Below are 17,359 nucleotides of genomic sequence, written 5' to 3'. Positions count from 1 at the left end.
AAGGAGCCACCCCCGATGACCACCCGTGTCCTGCGCACTCCTGGCGGAGGCGTGTCCCTGCGCGTCACGCCGAGAGCGGCGATCGTCGTCGCGCTGCTGACCGTCGCCGTGTTCTTCGTCGGCGCGGTGAGCATGACCACCGGCGACTATCCGCTGTCGGTCGGCGAGGTCGTCCAGACCCTGTTCGGCTTCGGCGACCGGAGCACCGAGTTCATCGTGACCACCCTGCGCCTACCGCGGTTGCTGACCGCGCTCCTGGTCGGCGGCGCACTCGCGATCAGTGGTGCGATCCTGCAGAGCCTTTCCGGGAATCCCTTGGGCAGCCCCGATTTCATCGGCTTCACCCAAGGCGCGTCGGCAGGTGCCCTGCTGACGATCGTGGTGATCCACGGCGGAATGCTCACGGTCTCGCTCGGCGCGCTGATCGGGGGCATCCTGACCGCCGCGATGATGGCGTTGCTCGCGTTCAAAGGCGGTGTGCACGCCTTCCGCCTGATCCTCGTCGGGATCGGGGTGAACGCGATGCTCCTCGCGTTCAACTCGTATCTGATCACCAGGGCCTCCTGGCAGGACGGCCTGGCCGCGCAGGCCTGGCTGGTCGGTGGGCTCAACGGACGCGGCTGGGAGCACGTGGTCCCGGTCGGGATCGCGGTCGCCGCCTTGCTGCCGCCCGCCTTGGTCTACGGCAGAAGGCTTTCCTTGCTGGAGATGGGCGACGACTCGGCGAAGGGACTCGGCGTGCCGGTCCAGCGGAGCCGGGTCGTGCTCCTCGGCGTCAGCGTCGGGCTGTGTTCCATCGCGACGGCGGCCGCCGGACCGATCGCGTTCCTGGCGCTCGCCGCGCCTCAGCTGGCGAAGCGGCTCACGCGGTCTTCCGGACCCGGACTGGCCGCGGCCGCGCTGATGGGCATGCTCCTGCTGGTCGCCAGCGACCTGATCACCCAGCAGGTCCTCGCGGGACTGCCCGTCGGTCTCGTGACCGGGGCGATCGGCGGGCTGTACCTGGCGTGGCTGCTGGTGTCCCGGCGAGGGGTCAACCGAGCGGCGCGCTGACGGGCTCGATCGGGGCGGGCTCGCCGAAGCGGGCCAGCGCCAGCGCCGCCGAAACCGCGAGCACGAAACCGACCACCGCCACGGCCGCGAACCCGGGGCGGGTGGTGTCGCCGAGGACGACGACTCCGACGAGTGACGGGAAGACGGTCTCGCCGATCACCATCATCGCGGTCGAGGTGGTGACGCTGCCGCGTTGCAGCGCGGTGGCGTAGAACAGCATCGCCATCGCGCCCGCCGCGGCCAGCGTGTAGGTGGCCGGGTCGGTCAGCAGGTCGAGCGGGGCGAAGCTGGGCAGCACACGGCCCGAAAGCGCGACCACGCCGAAGCACAACCCGGCGATCAGGCCCAGCGCCGGGGTCCGGATCCGCCGCGGCGCGCGGCCGGCGAACATCCCCGCCGTGCCGAGGACCACCACCGCGCCGATCAGCACGAGCCGGAAACCGAACCCGGTCGCCGACGAGCCCTCACTCTCCGCCGACATCCCGAGCAACGCCAGCCCCGCGCAGACGACCGCGACCGCCGTCCACTCGCGACGTCCCAGCCGGACACCGAGCGTCCGTGCCGCGACCGCGGTCACGGCGAGGCTTCCCGCCAGCGCCGCCTGGACCACGAACAGCGGCAGCACGCGCAAAGCCACGACCTGGGCGACGAATCCGACCACGTCCAGCGCGAGGCCCGCGACGAACTTCCACTGCCGCAGCACCCGCACGAGAAGCTGGGGATCGACGCGGCCTTCGTCGCCCGAAGTCGCCTTCGCGGCGACCGCCTGCATCACCGAAGCGATGCCGTACGCACAGGCCGCGAAGAACGCGCAGATCAATCCCCACCACATGGAGCGTCAGCCTAGTCCTGTCCGACGGGTAAGGTGGCCGCATGTCGAACACGAGTTCGAGTGCCGCCGAAGCGGTCGAGCGGTCCTGGCCGGACGGGATCGCCGAGGACGAGGCCAGGCTCCAGTGGGATTTTCTGCGCTTCCTCCGCGCGACCGCGGTGAACAAGGTCGCCGGGCTGACCAGGGAGCAGGCGGCCGCGACCCCGCTGCCGTCGTCCCCGCGCATGAGCGCGCTGGGGCTGCTCAAACACCTGACCGCGGTGGAGCGCTGGTGGCTCTCGATCGAGGCGGCCGGCGCGGAACTGCCGTCGCTGTGGGAAGGCTCACCGGATCCGAGCTGGGACCTGACCGAGGACGACGACCCGCGTTCGGTCGTCGAGGCCTACCGCGCCGAGTGGGTGCGCTCGGAGTCGTCGCTGGCCGGGGTCTCGCCGGACGAGCGGGCCCGCCGGTCGGGGAAGTTCACCGTCCGCTGGGTGCTCGCGCACGTCGTCCAGGAAACGGCCCGGCACGTCGGGCAACTGGACATTCTGCGGGAGCTGGCCGACGGGACCACGGGGGAGTAGCGCCGTAAGGTGTGCGCATGGCTGACAGGCTGTACTTCCGGCAATTGCTCGCGGGCCGCGACTTCGCGGTGGGGGATCCCGTCGCGACACAGATGGTCAACTTCGCCTATCTGATCGGCGATCGGGAGACCAACGAGGCGGTCATCGTCGACCCGGCGTACGCCGTCGGTGATCTGCTGGACCTGCTGGAAGCCGACGGGATGCGGCTGACCGGCGTCCTCGCCACGCATCATCACCCCGATCACGTCGGCGGCGAAATGATGGGCTTCTCGCTGCCCGGGATCGCGGAACTGCTGGAACGCGTCCAGGTACCGATCCACGTCAACGGCGCGGAGGCCGAGTGGGTCCGCCGGATCACCGGCGTCTCGGAGACCGACCTGCGCTCGCACGAGCACGACGAGGTCCTCCAGGTCGGCGCGGTGCCGATCCGGCTGCTGCACACCCCGGGACACACCCCGGGCAGCCAGTGCTTCCTCGTCGACGGGAAGCTCGTCTCCGGCGACACGCTGTTCCTCGAAGGCTGTGGCCGCACCGATTTCCCCGGCGGTGACGCGGAAGCGATCTACCGGAGCCTGCAGTGGCTGGCCGGGCTGGACGGGGATCCGGTCGTCTACCCGGGACACCAGTACTCGGCGGAACCGTCGGCGAACCTCTCGCACGTGAAGGACACCAACTTCGTCTTCCGGCCGAAGTCACTGGACGAGTGGCGCGTACTGTTCGGCGGCTGACCAGACGCATATAGAGGACTGAATGCATAGCCGGGGACGTTCAGATCGCGGGACGGGAGGGGCGTCGATTGACCCGATGCGGCGCGGGCACGGCGTCGAGGAGTTCGTCCTGTCCAGATACCCGCATCTGGAAGAGGCGTACTGGTTCGGCGAGGGCGTGCGGCCGGAACTGGTCCGGCGGGGGCTCGTCGCGTAGCCCTCACAAGGTGCGCGACAGCGCCAAAGCCGCGGTCCGGACCGCGGGCGCGACGCGGCTGGTGTGCATGCGATTCGCCCACCCGGAAATCGACAACGCCGCCACCGCGACGCCTTGCGCGTCGAGCAGCGGACTCGCGGCGCACACGACGCCGACGCCGGATTCCTCGCGCTCGAAAGCGATCCCGTCACCGCGGACCTTCGCGAGCTGACGGCGCAGCAGACCGGCGACGGTGATCGTCCGGACGCTGACGCGGGGCAATCCGGCGTCGATCACCTGTGTCACCACGGATTCCGGCGAAAACGCGAGGATGGCTTTCCCGACTCCGGTGGCGTGCGCGGGAAACCGGCCGCCGATCCGGGACGGCAGCGACGGCGCGTCAGGTCCGCGAAGGATGTCGAGATAGACGACCTCCGTGCCCTCCAGCACCGCGAGATGCACGGTGTTCCGCGTCGCCTCGCGAAGATCGGCGAGATACGGGCGCGCCGCCTCGACCAGGCCACGGCGCCGTACCGCCAGCTGGCCGATCTCGAACAGCTTCAGCCCGAGCCGCAGCGCCGAACCGTCACGTTCGAGCAACCCGGTCGAGACCAGGTGCCCGGTGAGCCGGTGGACGGTCGACTTCGCGAGCCCCGTCCGTCGCGCCAGTTCGGACACGCCGAGGGCGTCGTCGCCTGGTTGAAAGGCCGAGAGCAGCGCGGTGACGCGGGCGGCGACGAGGCCGTCCGCTCCGGTTCGTTCCTCCTCGTCGTTCCGCCCAGCGGCACGCATGGGTTGAGTGTGCCCTATCCACTCGGGAAACGTCACCTGGTATGGCGCAACGGAAAGCGGTGGCCGCGATCGTCGGTCCCGGGAACATCGGCACCGACCTGCTCGCGAAGCTGCGGCGCAGCGAACACGTCGAGGTGCGGTACATGGTCGGCGTGGACCCCGCCTCGGACGGGCTGGCGAAGGCAGCCGAGCTGGGACTGGAGACCTCCGCGGAGGGCGTCGACTGGCTGTTGTCCCGCGACGAACTGCCGGACCTGGTCTTCGAAGCGACCTCAGCGAAGGCGCATCTGGCGAACGCGCCGCGTTATGCCGCCGCCGGGATCCGCGCGGTCGACCTCACCCCGGCCGCGGTCGGCCCGTTCACCTGTCCCGCCGTCGGCCTGCCCGAACGGCTGGACGTGCCGAACGTCAACCTCATCACCTGCGGTGGCCAGGCCACGATCCCGATCGTGCACGCCGTGTCCCGGGTGACGCCGGTGCCCTACGCCGAGATCGTCGCGTCCGTGTCTTCGCGTTCGGCAGGGCCGGGTACGCGGGCGAACATCGACGAATTCACCGCGACCACCGCGCGCGGGATCGAACTCGTCGGGGGAGCGAGCCGCGGCAAGGCGATCATCATCATCAACCCCGTCGAACCACCGATGATCATGCGGGACACGGTGTTCTGCGCGGTCGACCCGGACGCGGACTTCGACGCGGTGACCGAATCCATCCACCGGATGGTCGAAACCGTCCAGGCATACGTGCCCGGCTACACGCTCAAGGCGGATCCGCAGTACGACCCGCCGAGGCCGGGGTGGAGCGGGCAGGCACGGGTGGCGGTGTTCCTGGAGGTCGCCGGGAACGGGGACTTCCTGCCGAAGTACGCCGGGAACCTCGACATCATGACGGCCGCGGCCGCCCGCGTCGGCGAGCTGCTGGCCACGCAGGAGGTGGCGGCGTGAAGTGGGATGAGATCGACCGTGAGGTCAGGCTGGTCGACACGAGCCTGCGCGACGGCAGTCACGCGATGGCGCACCAGTTCACCGAGAAGAACGTACGTGACACCGTCCGGGCGCTGGACGACGCCGGGGTTTCGCTGATCGAGGTCAGCCACGGCGACGGCCTCGGCGGCTCGACGTTCAACTACGGATTCTCCCTTGTGGACGAACGAAAACTGATCGAAGCAGCGGTCGACGAGGCACATCGGGCGAAGATCGCGGTGCTGCTCCTGCCCGGCCTCGGCACGGTCGGCGACCTGCGGGTGGCGGCCGATCTCGGCGCGGGCGCGGTCCGGATCGCGACCCACTGCACCGAGGCCGACGTCTCCGTCCAGCACTTCGGCGCGGCGCGGGAGCTCGGCCTGGAGACGGTCGGTTTCCTGATGCTGTCCCATATGTCGACGCCCGAAGCGCTGGCGGAACAGGGCCGGATCATGGTCGACGCCGGTTGTCAGTGCGTGTACGTCGTCGACTCCGCCGGTGCGCTGATCCTGGAGGAGGCCTCCGACCGGATCGCCGCGCTGGTGGCGGAATTCGGGGACGAGGCGCAGGTCGGCTACCACGGGCACCAGAACCTCAGCTTCGGCGTCGCGAACTCGGTGCTCGCCCATCGGGCGGGCGCACGGCAGATCGACGGTTCTCTGGTGGCGCTCGGCGCGGGCGCGGGCAACTCGCCGACCGAGGTTCTCGCGGCGACGTTCGAGCGGCTCGGGATCCGCACCGGCGTCGACAAGGACGTGCTGATGGACGCGGCGGAGAACGTCGTGAAGCCCTACATCACCCGGCTGCCGGTGATGGACCGATCGTCGATCGTGCAGGGATTCGCGGGCGTGTATTCGAGTTTCCTGCTGCACGCGGAACGCGCCGCCGAGCGCTACGACGTTCCGGCGCACGAAATCCTCTACCGCGTCGGCGCCGCGAAGTACGTGGGCGGACAGGAGGACATGATCATCGACATCGCCCTGCAGCTGGTCGCCGAACGCGGTCAGGGCTGACGGTCGGCACCGAGCACGAGGCGGACACAATGGTCGATCAGGCGCTCGCGGCTCACCTTGAGCGAGCCGTCGAGGTAGGCGATGAACACGTTGCTCAGCGCGCCGACCAGCCCGATCGAGGTCATCTGCCTCGTCGCCGCGTCACCGTGGGACAGCTGCCCGCTGACCAGTTCGGCGAAGGAGGGCAGGAGTGCGATCCCGCGGGTGGTCAGCGCGGGATCGGTGATCGGCGCGAGCAACAGCACGCGGCCCTTGCGCGGGTCGTCGAGCATCAATTCGACGAAGGCGCGGACGGCGGCTTTCGCCCGTTCGGCGGGTTCGGTCGTGTCGCTGACCGCGTCGACCAGCGCCTGCCTGGCCTGCTCACCGATGTGCTCGTAGACCGCGACGACCAGGTCCTCGCGGTCGGTGAAGCTCTCGTAGAAGTACCGCTCGGTGAGCTTGGCGTGGCGGCACACCGCGCGGACACTCACTCCGGCGCTGCCCTGGGTGCCGAGCAGGTCGAGACCCGCCTCGACGAGTTGTTCCCGGCGGGCGGCCTTGCGGTCGTCCAGGGTGGTGCCTGCCCAGCTTCGGCCGGCCATGGTCGGTTCCTCACTCTTGGCTGCGACAGTTGACTACGGCCGTTGTCAACTTTAACCTGACAACAGTTGTGGTCAATTTAACCAGCTCAGTGAGGAGACCGGGGATGACACAGCCGCGGCCGCTCGGACCGGATTCGCTGACCTGGAAGTACTTCGGCGACTGGCGTGGGCTGCTCATCGCGCTCTGGGCCGGCTCCATGCAGAACATGCACCCCGAGCTGGGCGCGGGCGTCGAGGAGCATTCGCGGTTCTTCGAGGAGCGCTGGCAGCGGCTGTTCCGTTCGCTGTACCCGATCGGGGGAGTGATCTACGACGGTCCTCGCGCGCGACAGACCGCGCTTGAGGTGCGCGGCTACCACGATCGGATCAAGGGCGTCGACAAACACGGGCGGCGCTATCACGCGCTCAACCCGGGCACCTTCTACTGGGCGCACTCGACGTTCTTCGTGAGCGCGATCCTCATCGCCGACAACTTCTGCGGTGGCATCGGCGAGGCCGAGAAGCGGAAGCTGTTCGACGAGCATGTCCAGTGGTACGAGCTGTACGGCATGAGCATGCGCCCGGTTCCGGAGTCCTGGGAGGACTTCCAGCTGTACTGGAAGCGTATGTGCGAAGACGTCCTGGAGGACAACAAGGCCACGCGCGACGTCCTCGACATCAAGGACCTCCCGAAGCCGAATTTCCTGCCGTGGCTGCCGGACTTCCTGTGGAAGCTCGTACGCGGGCCGGTGGCGCGGAACTTCGTCTGGCTGACCGTCGGCCTGTACGACCCGCCGATCCGCGAACGGCTCGGCTACACCTGGACCGAACGCGACGAACGACGGCACCGGCGAACCGGGAAACTGATCGACGCGGCGTTCAAGCTGGTTCCGCGCGACCGCCGGTATCACCCCCGCGCCCGGGCGGGCTGGCGCCGGGAGCGCGGCGAACTGGCCATGGACGCGCCGCTGGTCGAGACTCCCGCGAGGAACCTTCCGCCGCTTTCGGAGCGGGGCAAACCCGAGCACTACTCACCGAACGTCTGACGAGGAGCCTCGATGAAGCTTGGTTACCACCTCGGTTACTGGTCCTCCGGTCCGCCCGAGGGCGCGCTGGACGCCGTTTTGAAGGCCGAAGAACTCGGCTTCGATTCCGTGTGGACCGCCGAGGGCTACGGCTCGGACGCGTTCACCCCGCTCGCCTGGTGGGGCGCGTCGACCAGCCGGATCAAGCTCGGGACCGACATCGTCCAGATGTCGGCGCGCACCCCGACCGCGACGGCCATGCACGCGCTGACCCTGGATCACCTGTCCGGCGGCAGGTTCGTGCTCGGGCTCGGCGCGTCGGGGCCGCAGGTGGTCGAGGGCTGGTACGGGCAGCCGTATCCGAAACCGCTGGCCCGCACGCGCGAGTACGTCGACATCGTGCGGAAGGTCGTCGCGCGTGAGGCGCCGGTGACGCACGACGGACAGCATTTCCAGTTGCCGCTGCAAGGCGGCACGGGGCTCGGCAAGCCGCTGAAGTCCACAGTGCACCCGTTCCGCAAGGAGATCCCGATCTTCCTCGCCGCGGAGGGCCCGAAGAACGTGGCGCTGTCGGCGGAGATCTGCGACGGCTGGCTCCCGCTGTTCTTCTCACCCAAGAGCGATGGCTTTTACCGGACCGCGCTGCAGGAGGGCTTCTCCCGTCCCGGCGCCCGTCACGGTTTCGACGACTTCGAGGTCGCCGCGTCCGTCCCGGTGCTCGTCCATGACGACGTCGAGGAGGCGGCGAGCTGGATCAAGCCGTCACTGGCGCTCTACATCGGCGGTATGGGCGCGAAATCGGTCAACTTCCACCACGATGTCTTCGCCCGGATGGGATACGAGGACGTCGCCGACAAGGTGCAGGAGCTGTACCTGGCGGGCCGGAAGGACGAGGCGACCGCCGCGATCCCGACGTCACTGGTCGAGGACACGTCTTTGATCGGACCGGCGGAGAAGATCCGCGACGAACTGGCCGCCTGGGAGGAGACCGTGGTGACGACGCTGCTCCTGAGGGGCGATGCGGCCACGCTCACGAAGGTCGCGGAGACGCTCGCGTGAGTGGTAATGACGGTTCTATTGACGGGTACGGCAAAGGTGATGGAGGAATCGGGACGTTAGGCGCCATGGCAACTCTCGCTTTCGGTGCGTCGGCCTAGGCGCTGTTCTGTAAGTCATCGGAGCCAGAGGACGATCGCGGGGATGGTGAGTTCGGCCTGGTAATAGGCGGCGCGTTTGGCGTAGCGGGTGGCCAGGTCACGGAACTGCTTGAGCCGGTTGAAGCACCGTTCGACCACGTTGCGCTGTTTATAGACCTCGGCATCGAACGTGGATGGTCGCCCGCCGCTGCTGCCTTTGGCCGCACGGCGGGCGATCTGGTCATCCCGCTCCGGGCTGACGAACCTGAATCGACGCTCTCGCATGGCCCTGCGGGTTGAAAAGGATGCGAATCAGGCTTGTCCGCGATCACCGTCTCCGGTCGGCAGCGTGGCCGACCTGGTCCGGTCCGTTCCGGTCGACGGTGATGCCGTCCAGCAGCGAATCAGCTGCGGATTGTCCCGGCTTGGCTCGGGGTGAGCAGGAACCGCATCGGCAGACCCCGCCCGTCCACGGCGAGGTGCGTTTTTGGTGCTCAGCCCGCCTCGGGACCGCCCGAGCGCTTCCCCGTCGAGGGCGAGTGCTTCGATTCCGTCGCTGCCTCCCCTTTTTTCCGGGGGCCGGCGGAGTACTGGTGTGCCCGGACCACACTCGAGTCAGCGGAAATGACCCATTCGAGGTCACCAACGGCGTCGTCTTTGACGATCACCCGGTCGAGGATCCGGTCTCAGGTACCGTCTTTGGTCCACAACCGCCGCCGTTCATGCGCGATCTTCCAAGGCCCGTTGCGCTCAGGCAGATCACGTCAGGGCGTACCGGTACGCAGCTTCAACCGAATCGCGTTGATCACTTGCCGGTGATCCCGCCACCGCCGACCACCGCCTTGCTGCGACGGCAGCAACGGCTCGATCACCGCCCATGCCTTGTCCGTCAACTCACTCTGACCACAATCCAACCGGACGGCAGCTAGAACACTTACAGGACACGCCCTAGCTCCTGAGGTGCATGGTGTTGCGCCGGGGTTGGCCTGACGGGTCCAGATAGGAGGGTGGAGTGAATTCGGGTAGGCCGTCTTGGGCGATGGCGACTTTCCATTCGCTGTGGTGGATGAGGCGGTGGTGTTTGGTGCAGAGCAGGACGAGGTTGTCGATCTTCGTTTCGCCGTGGTGTCGCCAGAAGACGATGTGATGTCCGGTGCAGCGCGGCACGGGCATGTCGCAACCGGGGAACGCGCACCCACCATCGCGAATGGTGAGCGCATATTTCTGGGCCAACGACACGGTCCGTTTCGACCGGCCGATGTCGAGTGGTTCGCCTGCGGTGCCGAGGACGCCGGGTCGGACGCGGGCGTCGCAGGCGAGGATGCGGGCGTCAGTGGCGCTGATCGGCCCAACGAGGTCCAGGCGCGCTTCACCAAGATCGTTGATCAGATCCTCGTAGGACATGGTCACGAGAATGTGGGTGGCTTCCCCGGCCTGTCCAGGCAGATTCCGGCTGGTGGTCTTCAGCCGCACGTAGTCAGTGAAAGCATCCCCATAACGCTCATCTTGGCTGCGGGAGTCCCGGACCCCGTCGATGGCTTTGTGTGGTTTCGCCAGCGGGTCGAGGTCGGCTTTCAACCGCGCATACGTTTCGAGGTCGAGGGTGGCTTTGAGGCCGAGGGTGCCGTCGCGGTGTTTGACGAACCGCAACTCCGGCCGCACGTCCTTCGGGTCCTCACTCCGCGGCTCTTTCCCATCGGGATCGAGCTTGTCCAGCAGACGGCGCCCGGCGCGGGCGATCTGCCGGGGCCCAGCGTGCCGGGCCAGGTCGACCAGGATCTTCTCTCCGCTTCGCACGTCTTCTTCCGGGACGGTGGAGGGGATGCGGGCGAGGGTGCGGATGATCGCGTCGATCTGCGCCCCGCCGATCGCGCCCTCCGCGGCGGCCTCAGCGGTCAAGGGAGCCAGAGGCGGCACGACCTCGCCGCCCACCACCACCCCGGGATGCAGCGCCAGGACCCGGTCGGCACGAAGACCGGCTTCCTTGTCCGTGACATGAAAATCCTCGAAGATCAACGCCGCCAACGTCGAATGACCGGAACACCCACGCACACCCCGGTTATTGATTTCCGCCAGGATCGCGTTCTGCTCCGCGTCCAATTGACGCTTCAAGACTTCGATTTCCTGCTTCCGGGCATGCAGCGTCGCCGTATCGGCACGCCACCACTCGGAGCGCACCGCCTGAGGACTGTTTTCGCTGGCCACGCCCTCAAGAATACCGGTGCTCGAACACTTATGCTAGCCCGATTTCCGTAGCGGCCGAGCGAGAAGCATTCCACCCGATAGAGGGCAAGCTGCGGCCAAGCAATTGCGCAGAGCAACAAACTTACATAACGCGTAGAGCGCGAAGGCGGGCGTGAGCGGTAATGACTGTCTAAGCTGTTTCAGGATCTTAAGGACAGAGGTGTTTCAGGACTTCTCGGACAGTTTGGTGAGGCGGAATCCCACCGCGTCGATCTTCCCGTCCGCGGCGACCCGAGCAACCGGCGACGAACTCAGGATCCATCGAAGACCCTGCCCATCGAAGCATGCTCACCACGTCGACAGACTGGTCAGTGTCCGTGAGGTCCTGAAACCTCACTACAGCGACCCGTCCTGAACGCAGGCAGACGAGCCCCATCGACACCCCGGCTCTAATCGCCCTCACCGCTCACGTAGGTGCGGGTTGCGATGGTGAGGTCCACCACGTAGCGTCCCGCCCACGAACATGAAGTCGGTTCATGTTCGTCGGCCGGGAGGTGCTCCATGGCGGTGAGCCGGAGGCGGGTTCTTGCGGGCGCGGCGGCGTTACCGGTCGCGGCGGGCGTGCTCGGCGCCCCACCAGCGCAAGCGGCGCCCTCACAGGGTTTCCGCGTCGGCGTCGGCATCTCCGACGTCACCGGCCCGGCCGCCGAGAACGGCATGATGGGCTACTCGATGCCGCAGCAGCAGACCGCCGGCATCCACCTCCGCACCCGGGCACGGGCCTTCGTGGTCGACGACGGCGCCAAGCGGATCGCGTTCGTGACCGCCGACCTCGGCGCGTTGTTCCAGTCGGTCCACCAGGGCGTGTTGCGCAAGCTCCAGGCCGCGTACGGCGATCTCTACACCGAGCAGAACGTCCTGCTCAACGCCACGCACACCCACTCCGCGTGCGGCGGCGATTCCCATTACGCCGCTTACGATCTGGCGATCCTCGGCTTCCAGCAGGAGGTCTACGACGCGGTCGTCGACGGGATCTTCGAGGCGATCGGACGGGCGCACGCGAACCTCGCGCCCGGAGCGATCCGGCTCGGCCGCGCCGAACTGACCAAGGCGAGCGTCAACCGTTCCCGCAAGGCCTTCGACCTCAACCCGAAGGCGGACAAGGACCACTTCCCGCAGGCCATCGACCCGGCCGTCACGGTGCTGCGGTTCAGCCAGGGAGGCGTCGACGTCGGCGCGATCAGCTGGTTCGCCACGCACGGTACCTCGATGAGCAACGGCAACCATCTGATCAGCGGCGACAACAAGGGTTACGCCGCCTACGAATGGGAGCACGACCACGCCGGAGTGCGGTACCTCGACGGGAATCCCCGGTTCGTCGCCGCGTTCCCGCAGACCAACACCGGCGACATGAGCCCGAACCTGAACCTCGAACCCGGCACGCCGGAGACGGAGTTCGAGAACACCCGCACCATCGGCGACCTCCAGTTCCGCGCGGCGAAGAGCGCCTTCGACGCGGCCGCCGAAGCCGTGACCGGTGGTGTCGACCACCGGATGTGTTACGTGGACATGTCCGACGTCGCGGTCGACGCGAAGTACACCCCGAACGGGCGGCCGCAGCACACCTGCACGGCCGCGATCGGGGTGCCGATGCTCGCGGGCAGCCGCGAGGACGGTCCCGGGCTACCGCTGCCCGAAGGGGTGAAGAACCCGTTCATCGACTGGCTCGGCGGGATCGACGCGCCGATCCCGCAGGCGCTCGCCGACGCGCAGGCGCCGAAGGTGGTCGCCGTCCCGTTCGGCTCGATGAAGCCGTATCCATGGGCGCCCGAGGTCCTGCCGCTGCAGCTTGTCCGGATCGGACAGTTGCACCTCGTGGCCGTTCCCGCCGAGCTGACCATCGTCTCCGGGTTGCGCCTGCGCCGGACCGTCGCCGCGGAACTGGGCGTTCCGCTGGAGAACGTGCTCGTCCAGGGCTATGCCAACGCCTACAGCCAGTATGTCACCACGCCGGAGGAGTACGACTCGCAGCAGTACGAGGGCGCGTCGACGTTGTTCGGTCGCTACACGCTTCCGGCGTACCAGCAGGAGTTCGCCAAGCTCGCTGCCGCGATGAGGGCCGGGAAGACGGTGCCGCACGGGCCGACGCCCCGGGATCTGCGCGGCAAGCTGGTCAACTTCCAGCCCGGGGTCGTCTTCGACAGCGCGCCCGCGTTCAAGAACTTCGGAGACGTCCTGGTCGACGCGAAGAGCTCCTATGCCCGCGGCGAGCAGGTCGCCGTCGAGTTCGTCACCGGGCATCCGAAGAACGACCTGCGACGCGGGGCCACGTTCCTGGAGATCCAGCGGCTGGTCGACGGCAAGTGGATGCGGCACGCCGACGACGGCGACTGGGACACGAAGTACCACTGGGCACGGACTTTCGTCGCCGAATCGAAAGCCGTCGTCCACTGGAAGATTCCCCCGAACGCCCCGATCGGCAAATATCGCGTGGTCCACTTCGGCAACTGGAAGAACGGCTGGAACGGGGCGATCTCCGCGTTCAGCGGGACTTCGCGGACGTTCGTCGTCTCCTGACACCGAAGGGGCCTTCTGTGCGGAAGCTCGCCGTACTCGCCATCGCCGCCGCGATGTTCGCCGGAACCGCCGTGCCCGCCCAGGCAGCGGTCTCGGTGAAGGTCATGGCCTTCAACCTCTGGCAGCTGCCCGGGATCGCCAGTCCGAACACTGCCGACAAACAGGCCAGGGCTCGCGCGGCCGAGGCTGTCATCCGCGCGAACGACGCCGACGTCGTCGTCCTGGACGAGGCGTTCAGCGCGCAGGCGGAGGAATTGCGGACCCGGCTGAAAGACGTCTGGCCGTATCAGACTCCACTCGTCGGCCAGTACTGCAAGACGTCTCCGGGCTGGACCACGGTGAACGGGAACTGCTCGAATTCCCCCGTCGTGGTCAACGGCGGGGTGACCGTGCTGAGCAAGGCGACCGTGACCGAACAGCATCAGCTGGTCTTCGGCAATTCCTACCAGGGGACGGCGGATTACCTCTCCAACAAGGGCGCGGCGCTCGCCCGCCTGGTCGTGAACGGAAAACCGCTCTGGATCACGGGCACCCACCTGCAAGCCGACGAAGGGCCGGAGACGCTGCCCAAGGCGCACGACGTCCGGATGGCACAGCTCGGCGAGATCCGGGATCTGGTCACGAAATACGCGCCCCCGACCGAGCCGGTCGTCGTGGCGGGTGACCTGAACATCGAGTACTGGGCGGGGCAAGCGCGCAAGGACTCCCTCGGCCGCACCCAGATCCAGCAGGGCGAAGCCGTTCTCGACGGTGTCCTCGGTACGACGGGCGAAGGCGCGTACACCTTCGACGCGGCGACGAACCCGAACGCCGCGAAATCCGTTCCGGTGACCTACCGCGACTCGCTCGACTACGTCGGAACCGTGCGCGCGGGCAGCCGTCCACTCGCCGCTGTCGGCCCGGTACAGCTCGTGCATTACGACGGTGGCACGATTCCCTCCGACCACTACCCGGTGGTGGCCAAGATCCAATACTGAGGCCTTCATCGGGAGAATCGCCTCGAGGAGGATCATGGCATCGCTGCCAGCACGGACGAGGTACCGCTACTCGCTCGGCTCGTTCGTCACCGGCGCCTTCGGCACGGTTCCCGGCCTGCTCCTCCTGAAGTACCTCACCGACACGATGGCCGTCCCCGCGGGTGTGGCCGGCGTGATCGTGTTCGTTCCCAAGGCGTGGGACGTGCTGTTCAACCCGATCGCGGGACGGCTGTCGGACGCGGACCTGGTCCGCACCGGCAGCCGCCGCCGGTTCCTGCTCTACGGCGGCATCGGCGTCTCGATCCTCTTCGCGGCCCTGTTCGCGCACCCCGGCTTCGGCGACCCGGTGCCCGACGCGATCTACGTCGTCGTCGCGTTCCTGTTGTGCGCCACCGCGTACGCGTTCTTCCAGGTGCCGTTCAACGCGCTGCCCGCCGAACTGACCGACTCGGCCGAGGAACGCACGAAGCTGACCAGTGTCCGGATCGGCTTCCTCGCGGTGGCCATCCTGATCTCCGGCGGTGGCGCGCCCGCGATCACCGACCTCATCGGCGGTATCGCCGGTTACCGCGTCATGGGCGTGTTCATCGCCGTGATCATCCTGCTCGCGACGCTCGGCGTGTACTTCGGCCTCAAGGACGCCCCGGTCGGCGCGCTGCGGCCGAACACGGTGAGCCCGCGCGAACTGCTCCGCACGCTGGCGCGGTGGCGGCCGTTCCGCTGGCTGCTCGGGGTCTACTTCATCCAGGCACTCGGCATCGGCACGGTGCTGGCCGCGATCCCGTTCTTCGCCGAGCGGATCCTCGGCAGCTCCGGCTACTCGACGGTGCTGTTCGTCGGCTTCGTCGGACCGGCGCTGCTGACCATGCCGCTGTGGCCGAAACTCGGGGCGAGCCTGGGGAAGCTGGCCGGTTTCCGGATCGCCACCGCCGCGTTCGGGGTCGGCCTGCTGGGCTTGCTCGGCGCCCAGGGGTTCCCGTTCGCGGTCACGATGGTCTTCGTCGCCTTCTGCGGCGTCGGGTACGCGGGTATCTCGGTGTTCCCGCTGGCGATCCTGCCGGATCTGATCAGTGACGAGGAAGAGCGGACCGGCGAGACCAGGGCGGGAATCGCGGCCGGGGTCTGGACGGCGTCGGAGACGCTCGGGCTGGCGCTCGGCCCCGGTCTGTGGGGACTCGTGCTGCAGTTCGGCGGGTACCGGTCCAGCCTCGACGCCAAGGCCGCGCAGCCGGACAGCGCGCTCACGGCGATCCTGCTCGGCGCGTCGATCCTGCCCGCCGTGCTGATCGTGCTGGGCATCCCGTTGCTGCGGAAGTCGGTACTGGAGCGCCGCCCGTGACCGCCGAAGACATCCTCCGGGAGCTGCGGGAACTGCGTGCGGGAGACCTGCCGACGCACGGCGGCCGGACGCTCGCCTACGTCTATGACAGCGGTCTGTCCGAAGTGGACGAACTCGGCGCCGCGGCGCACGCGCTGGCGTCGTCGGCCAACGGTCTCGACCCGACCGCGTTCCCGAGTCTGCTGCGGATGGAGAACGACCTCGTCGGCACCGCCGCGCGGCTGCTGGGCGGCGCGGCGGAGGCGGTCGGTTCGGTGACCTCGGGCGGCACGGAGTCGTGCATGCTCGCGGTGCTGGCCGCCCGCGACGCGCGTCCGGACGTGACGTCACCGAGCATCGTGCTGCCGACGACGGCGCACGCCGCGTTCCACAAAGCGGCGCACCTCTTCGGTGTCCGCGCGGTTTCGGTGCCGGTCGATCCGGTGACCTTCCGAGCCGTCCCCGAGGCGATGGCGGCCGCTGTCGACGACACCACGGTGCTTGTCGTCGCGAGCGCACCGTCGTACGCCCACGGCGTACTCGATCCCATCCCGGAGATCGCGGCGCTGCTCGACGGCGTCCGGTTCCATGTGGACGCCTGCATCGGCGGCTGGGTGCTGCCGTACCTGGATCCCGGTCCTTTTGGCTTCGACGTTCCCGGCGTCACCAGCGTCTCGGTGGATCTGCACAAGTACGCCTACTGTCCCAAAGGCGTGTCGGTTCTCTTGCACGCCAACGCCGAACTGCGCCGGCCACAGTACTTCGCCAGTGCCGACTGGCCCGGCTACACGATGCTCAACACCACACTGCAGAGCACGCGTTCCGGTGGTCCGCTCGCCGCGGCGTGGGCGGTCGTGCGTCACATCGGCGACGACGGCTACGGGGAGCTGGCGTCGGCCGCGCGCGAGGCGGCCGTGGAGCTCCGCGCCGGAATCGAGACGCTGGACGGGCTGCGTGTGCTCGGCGATCCGGTGTCGACGCTGCTCGCGTTCTCCGTCGAGGAGGACGCCGGTTTCGACCTGTTCACCGTCGCGGACGAGATGCGTGAGCGCGGTTGGTACGTCCAGCCGCAGTTCGCGCACGAGTCGTCGCCCGCGAACCTGCACCTGACCGTGACGGCGGCGAACCGGGCCAGTAAAAATGAGTTTCTCGATAGCCTCGCCGCGTCGGTCGACGCCGCCCGCGAGTCCGGTCCGGTCGTCGTCGACCCGCAGGTGGCTCAATTCGTCGCCGCGCTGGATCCCGCGACGCTGACTTCGGAGCAGTTCGCCGGGCTCCTGACGGCCGCGGGACTCGGCGAGGGTGCCGGGTTGCCTTCGCGGATGGCGGAGATCAACGCGCTGCTGGCCGCCGCGCCCGGCCCGTTGCGGGAGCGGCTGCTGCTGGAGTTCCTCGGCGCGCTGTACACCGCTTCCTGAATCGGCCTTGACGCAATCGGTCGGTTGCTATACAAAGTTA

The 17,359-nt window shown here is 68.1% G+C and carries 15 protein-coding genes and 1 pseudogene; 11 read left to right on the top strand and 5 right to left on the bottom strand.

Annotated elements, in window-relative coordinates; genetic code table 11:
* Nucleotides 1–15 precede the first annotated feature (15 nt).
* Entirely contained in the window at nt 16–1,053 is a 1,038-nt protein-coding gene (locus AVL48_RS02735) for a FecCD family ABC transporter permease (RefSeq protein WP_061989636.1), read from the top strand.
* Here the strand turns inward: AVL48_RS02735 and AVL48_RS02730 are convergent.
* The gene (locus AVL48_RS02730; protein WP_061989621.1) at nt 1,034–1,885 is read right to left on the bottom strand and encodes a DMT family transporter; all 852 of its coding nucleotides are present in this window, start codon (nt 1,883–1,885) and stop codon (nt 1,034–1,036) included. The two genes, AVL48_RS02735 and AVL48_RS02730, sit on opposite strands and share 20 nt — an antisense overlap.
* Before the next feature lie 41 nt (nt 1,886–1,926).
* Here AVL48_RS02730 and AVL48_RS02725 point away from each other — a divergent pair, with 41 nt between their 5' ends.
* Both AVL48_RS02725 and AVL48_RS02720 read left to right on the top strand, forming a co-directional pair.
* A complete protein-coding gene (locus AVL48_RS02725) occupies nt 1,927–2,451 on the top strand; it encodes a DinB family protein (RefSeq protein ID WP_061989619.1) in 525 nt (174 codons plus the stop codon).
* Nucleotides 2,452–2,468: 17 nt separating this feature from the next.
* Entirely contained in the window at nt 2,469–3,179 is a 711-nt protein-coding gene (locus AVL48_RS02720) for an MBL fold metallo-hydrolase (protein WP_061989618.1), read from the top strand.
* Nucleotides 3,180–3,378: 199 nt separating this feature from the next.
* Here AVL48_RS02720 and AVL48_RS02715 read toward each other — a convergent pair whose 3' ends face one another.
* Nucleotides 3,379–4,146, bottom strand: a complete 768-nt coding sequence (locus AVL48_RS02715; RefSeq protein ID WP_061989615.1) for an IclR family transcriptional regulator — start codon at nt 4,144–4,146, stop codon at nt 3,379–3,381.
* A gap of 41 nt (nt 4,147–4,187) precedes the next feature.
* On the opposite strand from AVL48_RS02715, the gene AVL48_RS02710 reads away from it, so the two are divergent.
* Both AVL48_RS02710 and dmpG read left to right on the top strand, forming a co-directional pair.
* Complete coding sequence (locus AVL48_RS02710) at nt 4,188–5,090, top strand: acetaldehyde dehydrogenase (acetylating) (RefSeq protein ID WP_061989613.1); 903 nt, start codon at nt 4,188–4,190, stop codon at nt 5,088–5,090.
* Entirely contained in the window at nt 5,087–6,121 is a 1,035-nt protein-coding gene (gene dmpG, locus AVL48_RS02705; protein WP_061989611.1) for a 4-hydroxy-2-oxovalerate aldolase, read from the top strand. The genes AVL48_RS02710 and dmpG overlap by 4 nt, the downstream gene beginning before the upstream one ends.
* Here the strand turns inward: dmpG and AVL48_RS02700 are convergent.
* A complete protein-coding gene (locus AVL48_RS02700) occupies nt 6,112–6,705 on the bottom strand; it encodes a TetR/AcrR family transcriptional regulator (RefSeq protein ID WP_061989609.1) in 594 nt (197 codons plus the stop codon). The two genes, dmpG and AVL48_RS02700, sit on opposite strands and share 10 nt — an antisense overlap.
* Nucleotides 6,706–6,809: 104 nt before the next feature.
* Here AVL48_RS02700 and AVL48_RS02695 point away from each other — a divergent pair, with 104 nt between their 5' ends.
* Nucleotides 6,810–7,730 (top strand): oxygenase MpaB family protein, encoded by a 921-nt coding sequence (locus AVL48_RS02695; RefSeq protein ID WP_061989607.1) that lies wholly within the window; start codon nt 6,810–6,812, stop codon nt 7,728–7,730.
* A 12-nt stretch (nt 7,731–7,742) separates the two neighbouring features.
* Nucleotides 7,743–8,768 carry an LLM class F420-dependent oxidoreductase gene (locus AVL48_RS02690; RefSeq protein WP_061989604.1) on the top strand — a complete coding sequence of 342 codons (1,026 nt, stop codon included), beginning with the start codon at nt 7,743–7,745 and terminating at the stop codon, nt 8,766–8,768.
* Nucleotides 8,769–8,881: 113 nt separating this feature from the next.
* Here the strand turns inward: AVL48_RS02690 and AVL48_RS38865 are convergent.
* Together AVL48_RS38865 and AVL48_RS02680 are read right to left on the bottom strand one after the other, a co-directional pair.
* Nucleotides 8,882–9,759, bottom strand: a pseudogene (locus AVL48_RS38865) (IS5 family transposase).
* Nucleotides 9,760–9,793: 34 nt separating this feature from the next.
* The gene (locus AVL48_RS02680) at nt 9,794–11,050 is read right to left on the bottom strand and encodes an HNH endonuclease signature motif containing protein (protein ID WP_061989600.1); all 1,257 of its coding nucleotides are present in this window, start codon (nt 11,048–11,050) and stop codon (nt 9,794–9,796) included.
* A gap of 540 nt (nt 11,051–11,590) precedes the next feature.
* Here AVL48_RS02680 and AVL48_RS02675 point away from each other — a divergent pair.
* The 4 genes from AVL48_RS02675 to AVL48_RS02660 are packed head-to-tail and all read left to right on the top strand — an operon-like array spanning nt 11,591 to nt 17,319.
* Nucleotides 11,591–13,606 (top strand): neutral/alkaline ceramidase, encoded by a 2,016-nt coding sequence (locus tag AVL48_RS02675; protein ID WP_061989598.1) that lies wholly within the window; start codon nt 11,591–11,593, stop codon nt 13,604–13,606.
* Between the two features lie 17 nt (nt 13,607–13,623).
* The gene (locus AVL48_RS02670; protein ID WP_061989596.1) at nt 13,624–14,583 is read left to right on the top strand and encodes a sphingomyelin phosphodiesterase; all 960 of its coding nucleotides are present in this window, start codon (nt 13,624–13,626) and stop codon (nt 14,581–14,583) included.
* Nucleotides 14,584–14,617: 34 nt separating this feature from the next.
* The gene (locus AVL48_RS02665; protein ID WP_061989594.1) at nt 14,618–15,922 is read left to right on the top strand and encodes an MFS transporter; all 1,305 of its coding nucleotides are present in this window, start codon (nt 14,618–14,620) and stop codon (nt 15,920–15,922) included.
* On the top strand, nt 15,919–17,319 hold the full coding sequence (locus AVL48_RS02660) for a pyridoxal phosphate-dependent decarboxylase family protein (protein ID WP_061989592.1): 1,401 nt from the start codon (nt 15,919–15,921) through the stop codon (nt 17,317–17,319). The genes AVL48_RS02665 and AVL48_RS02660 overlap by 4 nt, the downstream gene beginning before the upstream one ends.
* Nucleotides 17,320–17,359: the final 40 nt, after the last annotated feature.

It is taken from the genome of Amycolatopsis regifaucium (assembly GCF_001613935.1).
GTDB lineage: Bacteria > Actinomycetota > Actinomycetes > Mycobacteriales > Pseudonocardiaceae > Amycolatopsis > Amycolatopsis regifaucium.
The sequence above is the reverse complement of the archived record's forward strand: the minus strand, read 5'-3'. Positions and strand labels throughout refer to the sequence as shown.

What these genes read in the sequence shown, in the direction of transcription:
- AVL48_RS02715 (WP_061989615.1), bottom strand. Translation starts at nt 4,146, where the DNA reads ATGCGTGCCGCTGGGCGGAACGACGAGGAGGAACGAACCGGAGCGGAC.
- AVL48_RS02675 (WP_061989598.1), top strand. Translation starts at nt 11,591, where the DNA reads ATGGCGGTGAGCCGGAGGCGGGTTCTTGCGGGCGCGGCGGCGTTACCG.
- AVL48_RS02665 (WP_061989594.1), top strand. Translation starts at nt 14,618, where the DNA reads ATGGCATCGCTGCCAGCACGGACGAGGTACCGCTACTCGCTCGGCTCG.
- AVL48_RS02710 (WP_061989613.1), top strand. Translation starts at nt 4,188, where the DNA reads ATGGCGCAACGGAAAGCGGTGGCCGCGATCGTCGGTCCCGGGAACATC.
- AVL48_RS02730 (WP_061989621.1), bottom strand. Translation starts at nt 1,885, where the DNA reads ATGTGGTGGGGATTGATCTGCGCGTTCTTCGCGGCCTGTGCGTACGGC.
- AVL48_RS02690 (WP_061989604.1), top strand. Translation starts at nt 7,743, where the DNA reads ATGAAGCTTGGTTACCACCTCGGTTACTGGTCCTCCGGTCCGCCCGAG.
- AVL48_RS02725 (WP_061989619.1), top strand. Translation starts at nt 1,927, where the DNA reads ATGTCGAACACGAGTTCGAGTGCCGCCGAAGCGGTCGAGCGGTCCTGG.
- AVL48_RS02720 (WP_061989618.1), top strand. Translation starts at nt 2,469, where the DNA reads ATGGCTGACAGGCTGTACTTCCGGCAATTGCTCGCGGGCCGCGACTTC.
- AVL48_RS02700 (WP_061989609.1), bottom strand. Translation starts at nt 6,705, where the DNA reads ATGGCCGGCCGAAGCTGGGCAGGCACCACCCTGGACGACCGCAAGGCC.
- AVL48_RS02695 (WP_061989607.1), top strand. Translation starts at nt 6,810, where the DNA reads ATGACACAGCCGCGGCCGCTCGGACCGGATTCGCTGACCTGGAAGTAC.
- AVL48_RS02735 (WP_061989636.1), top strand. Translation starts at nt 16, where the DNA reads ATGACCACCCGTGTCCTGCGCACTCCTGGCGGAGGCGTGTCCCTGCGC.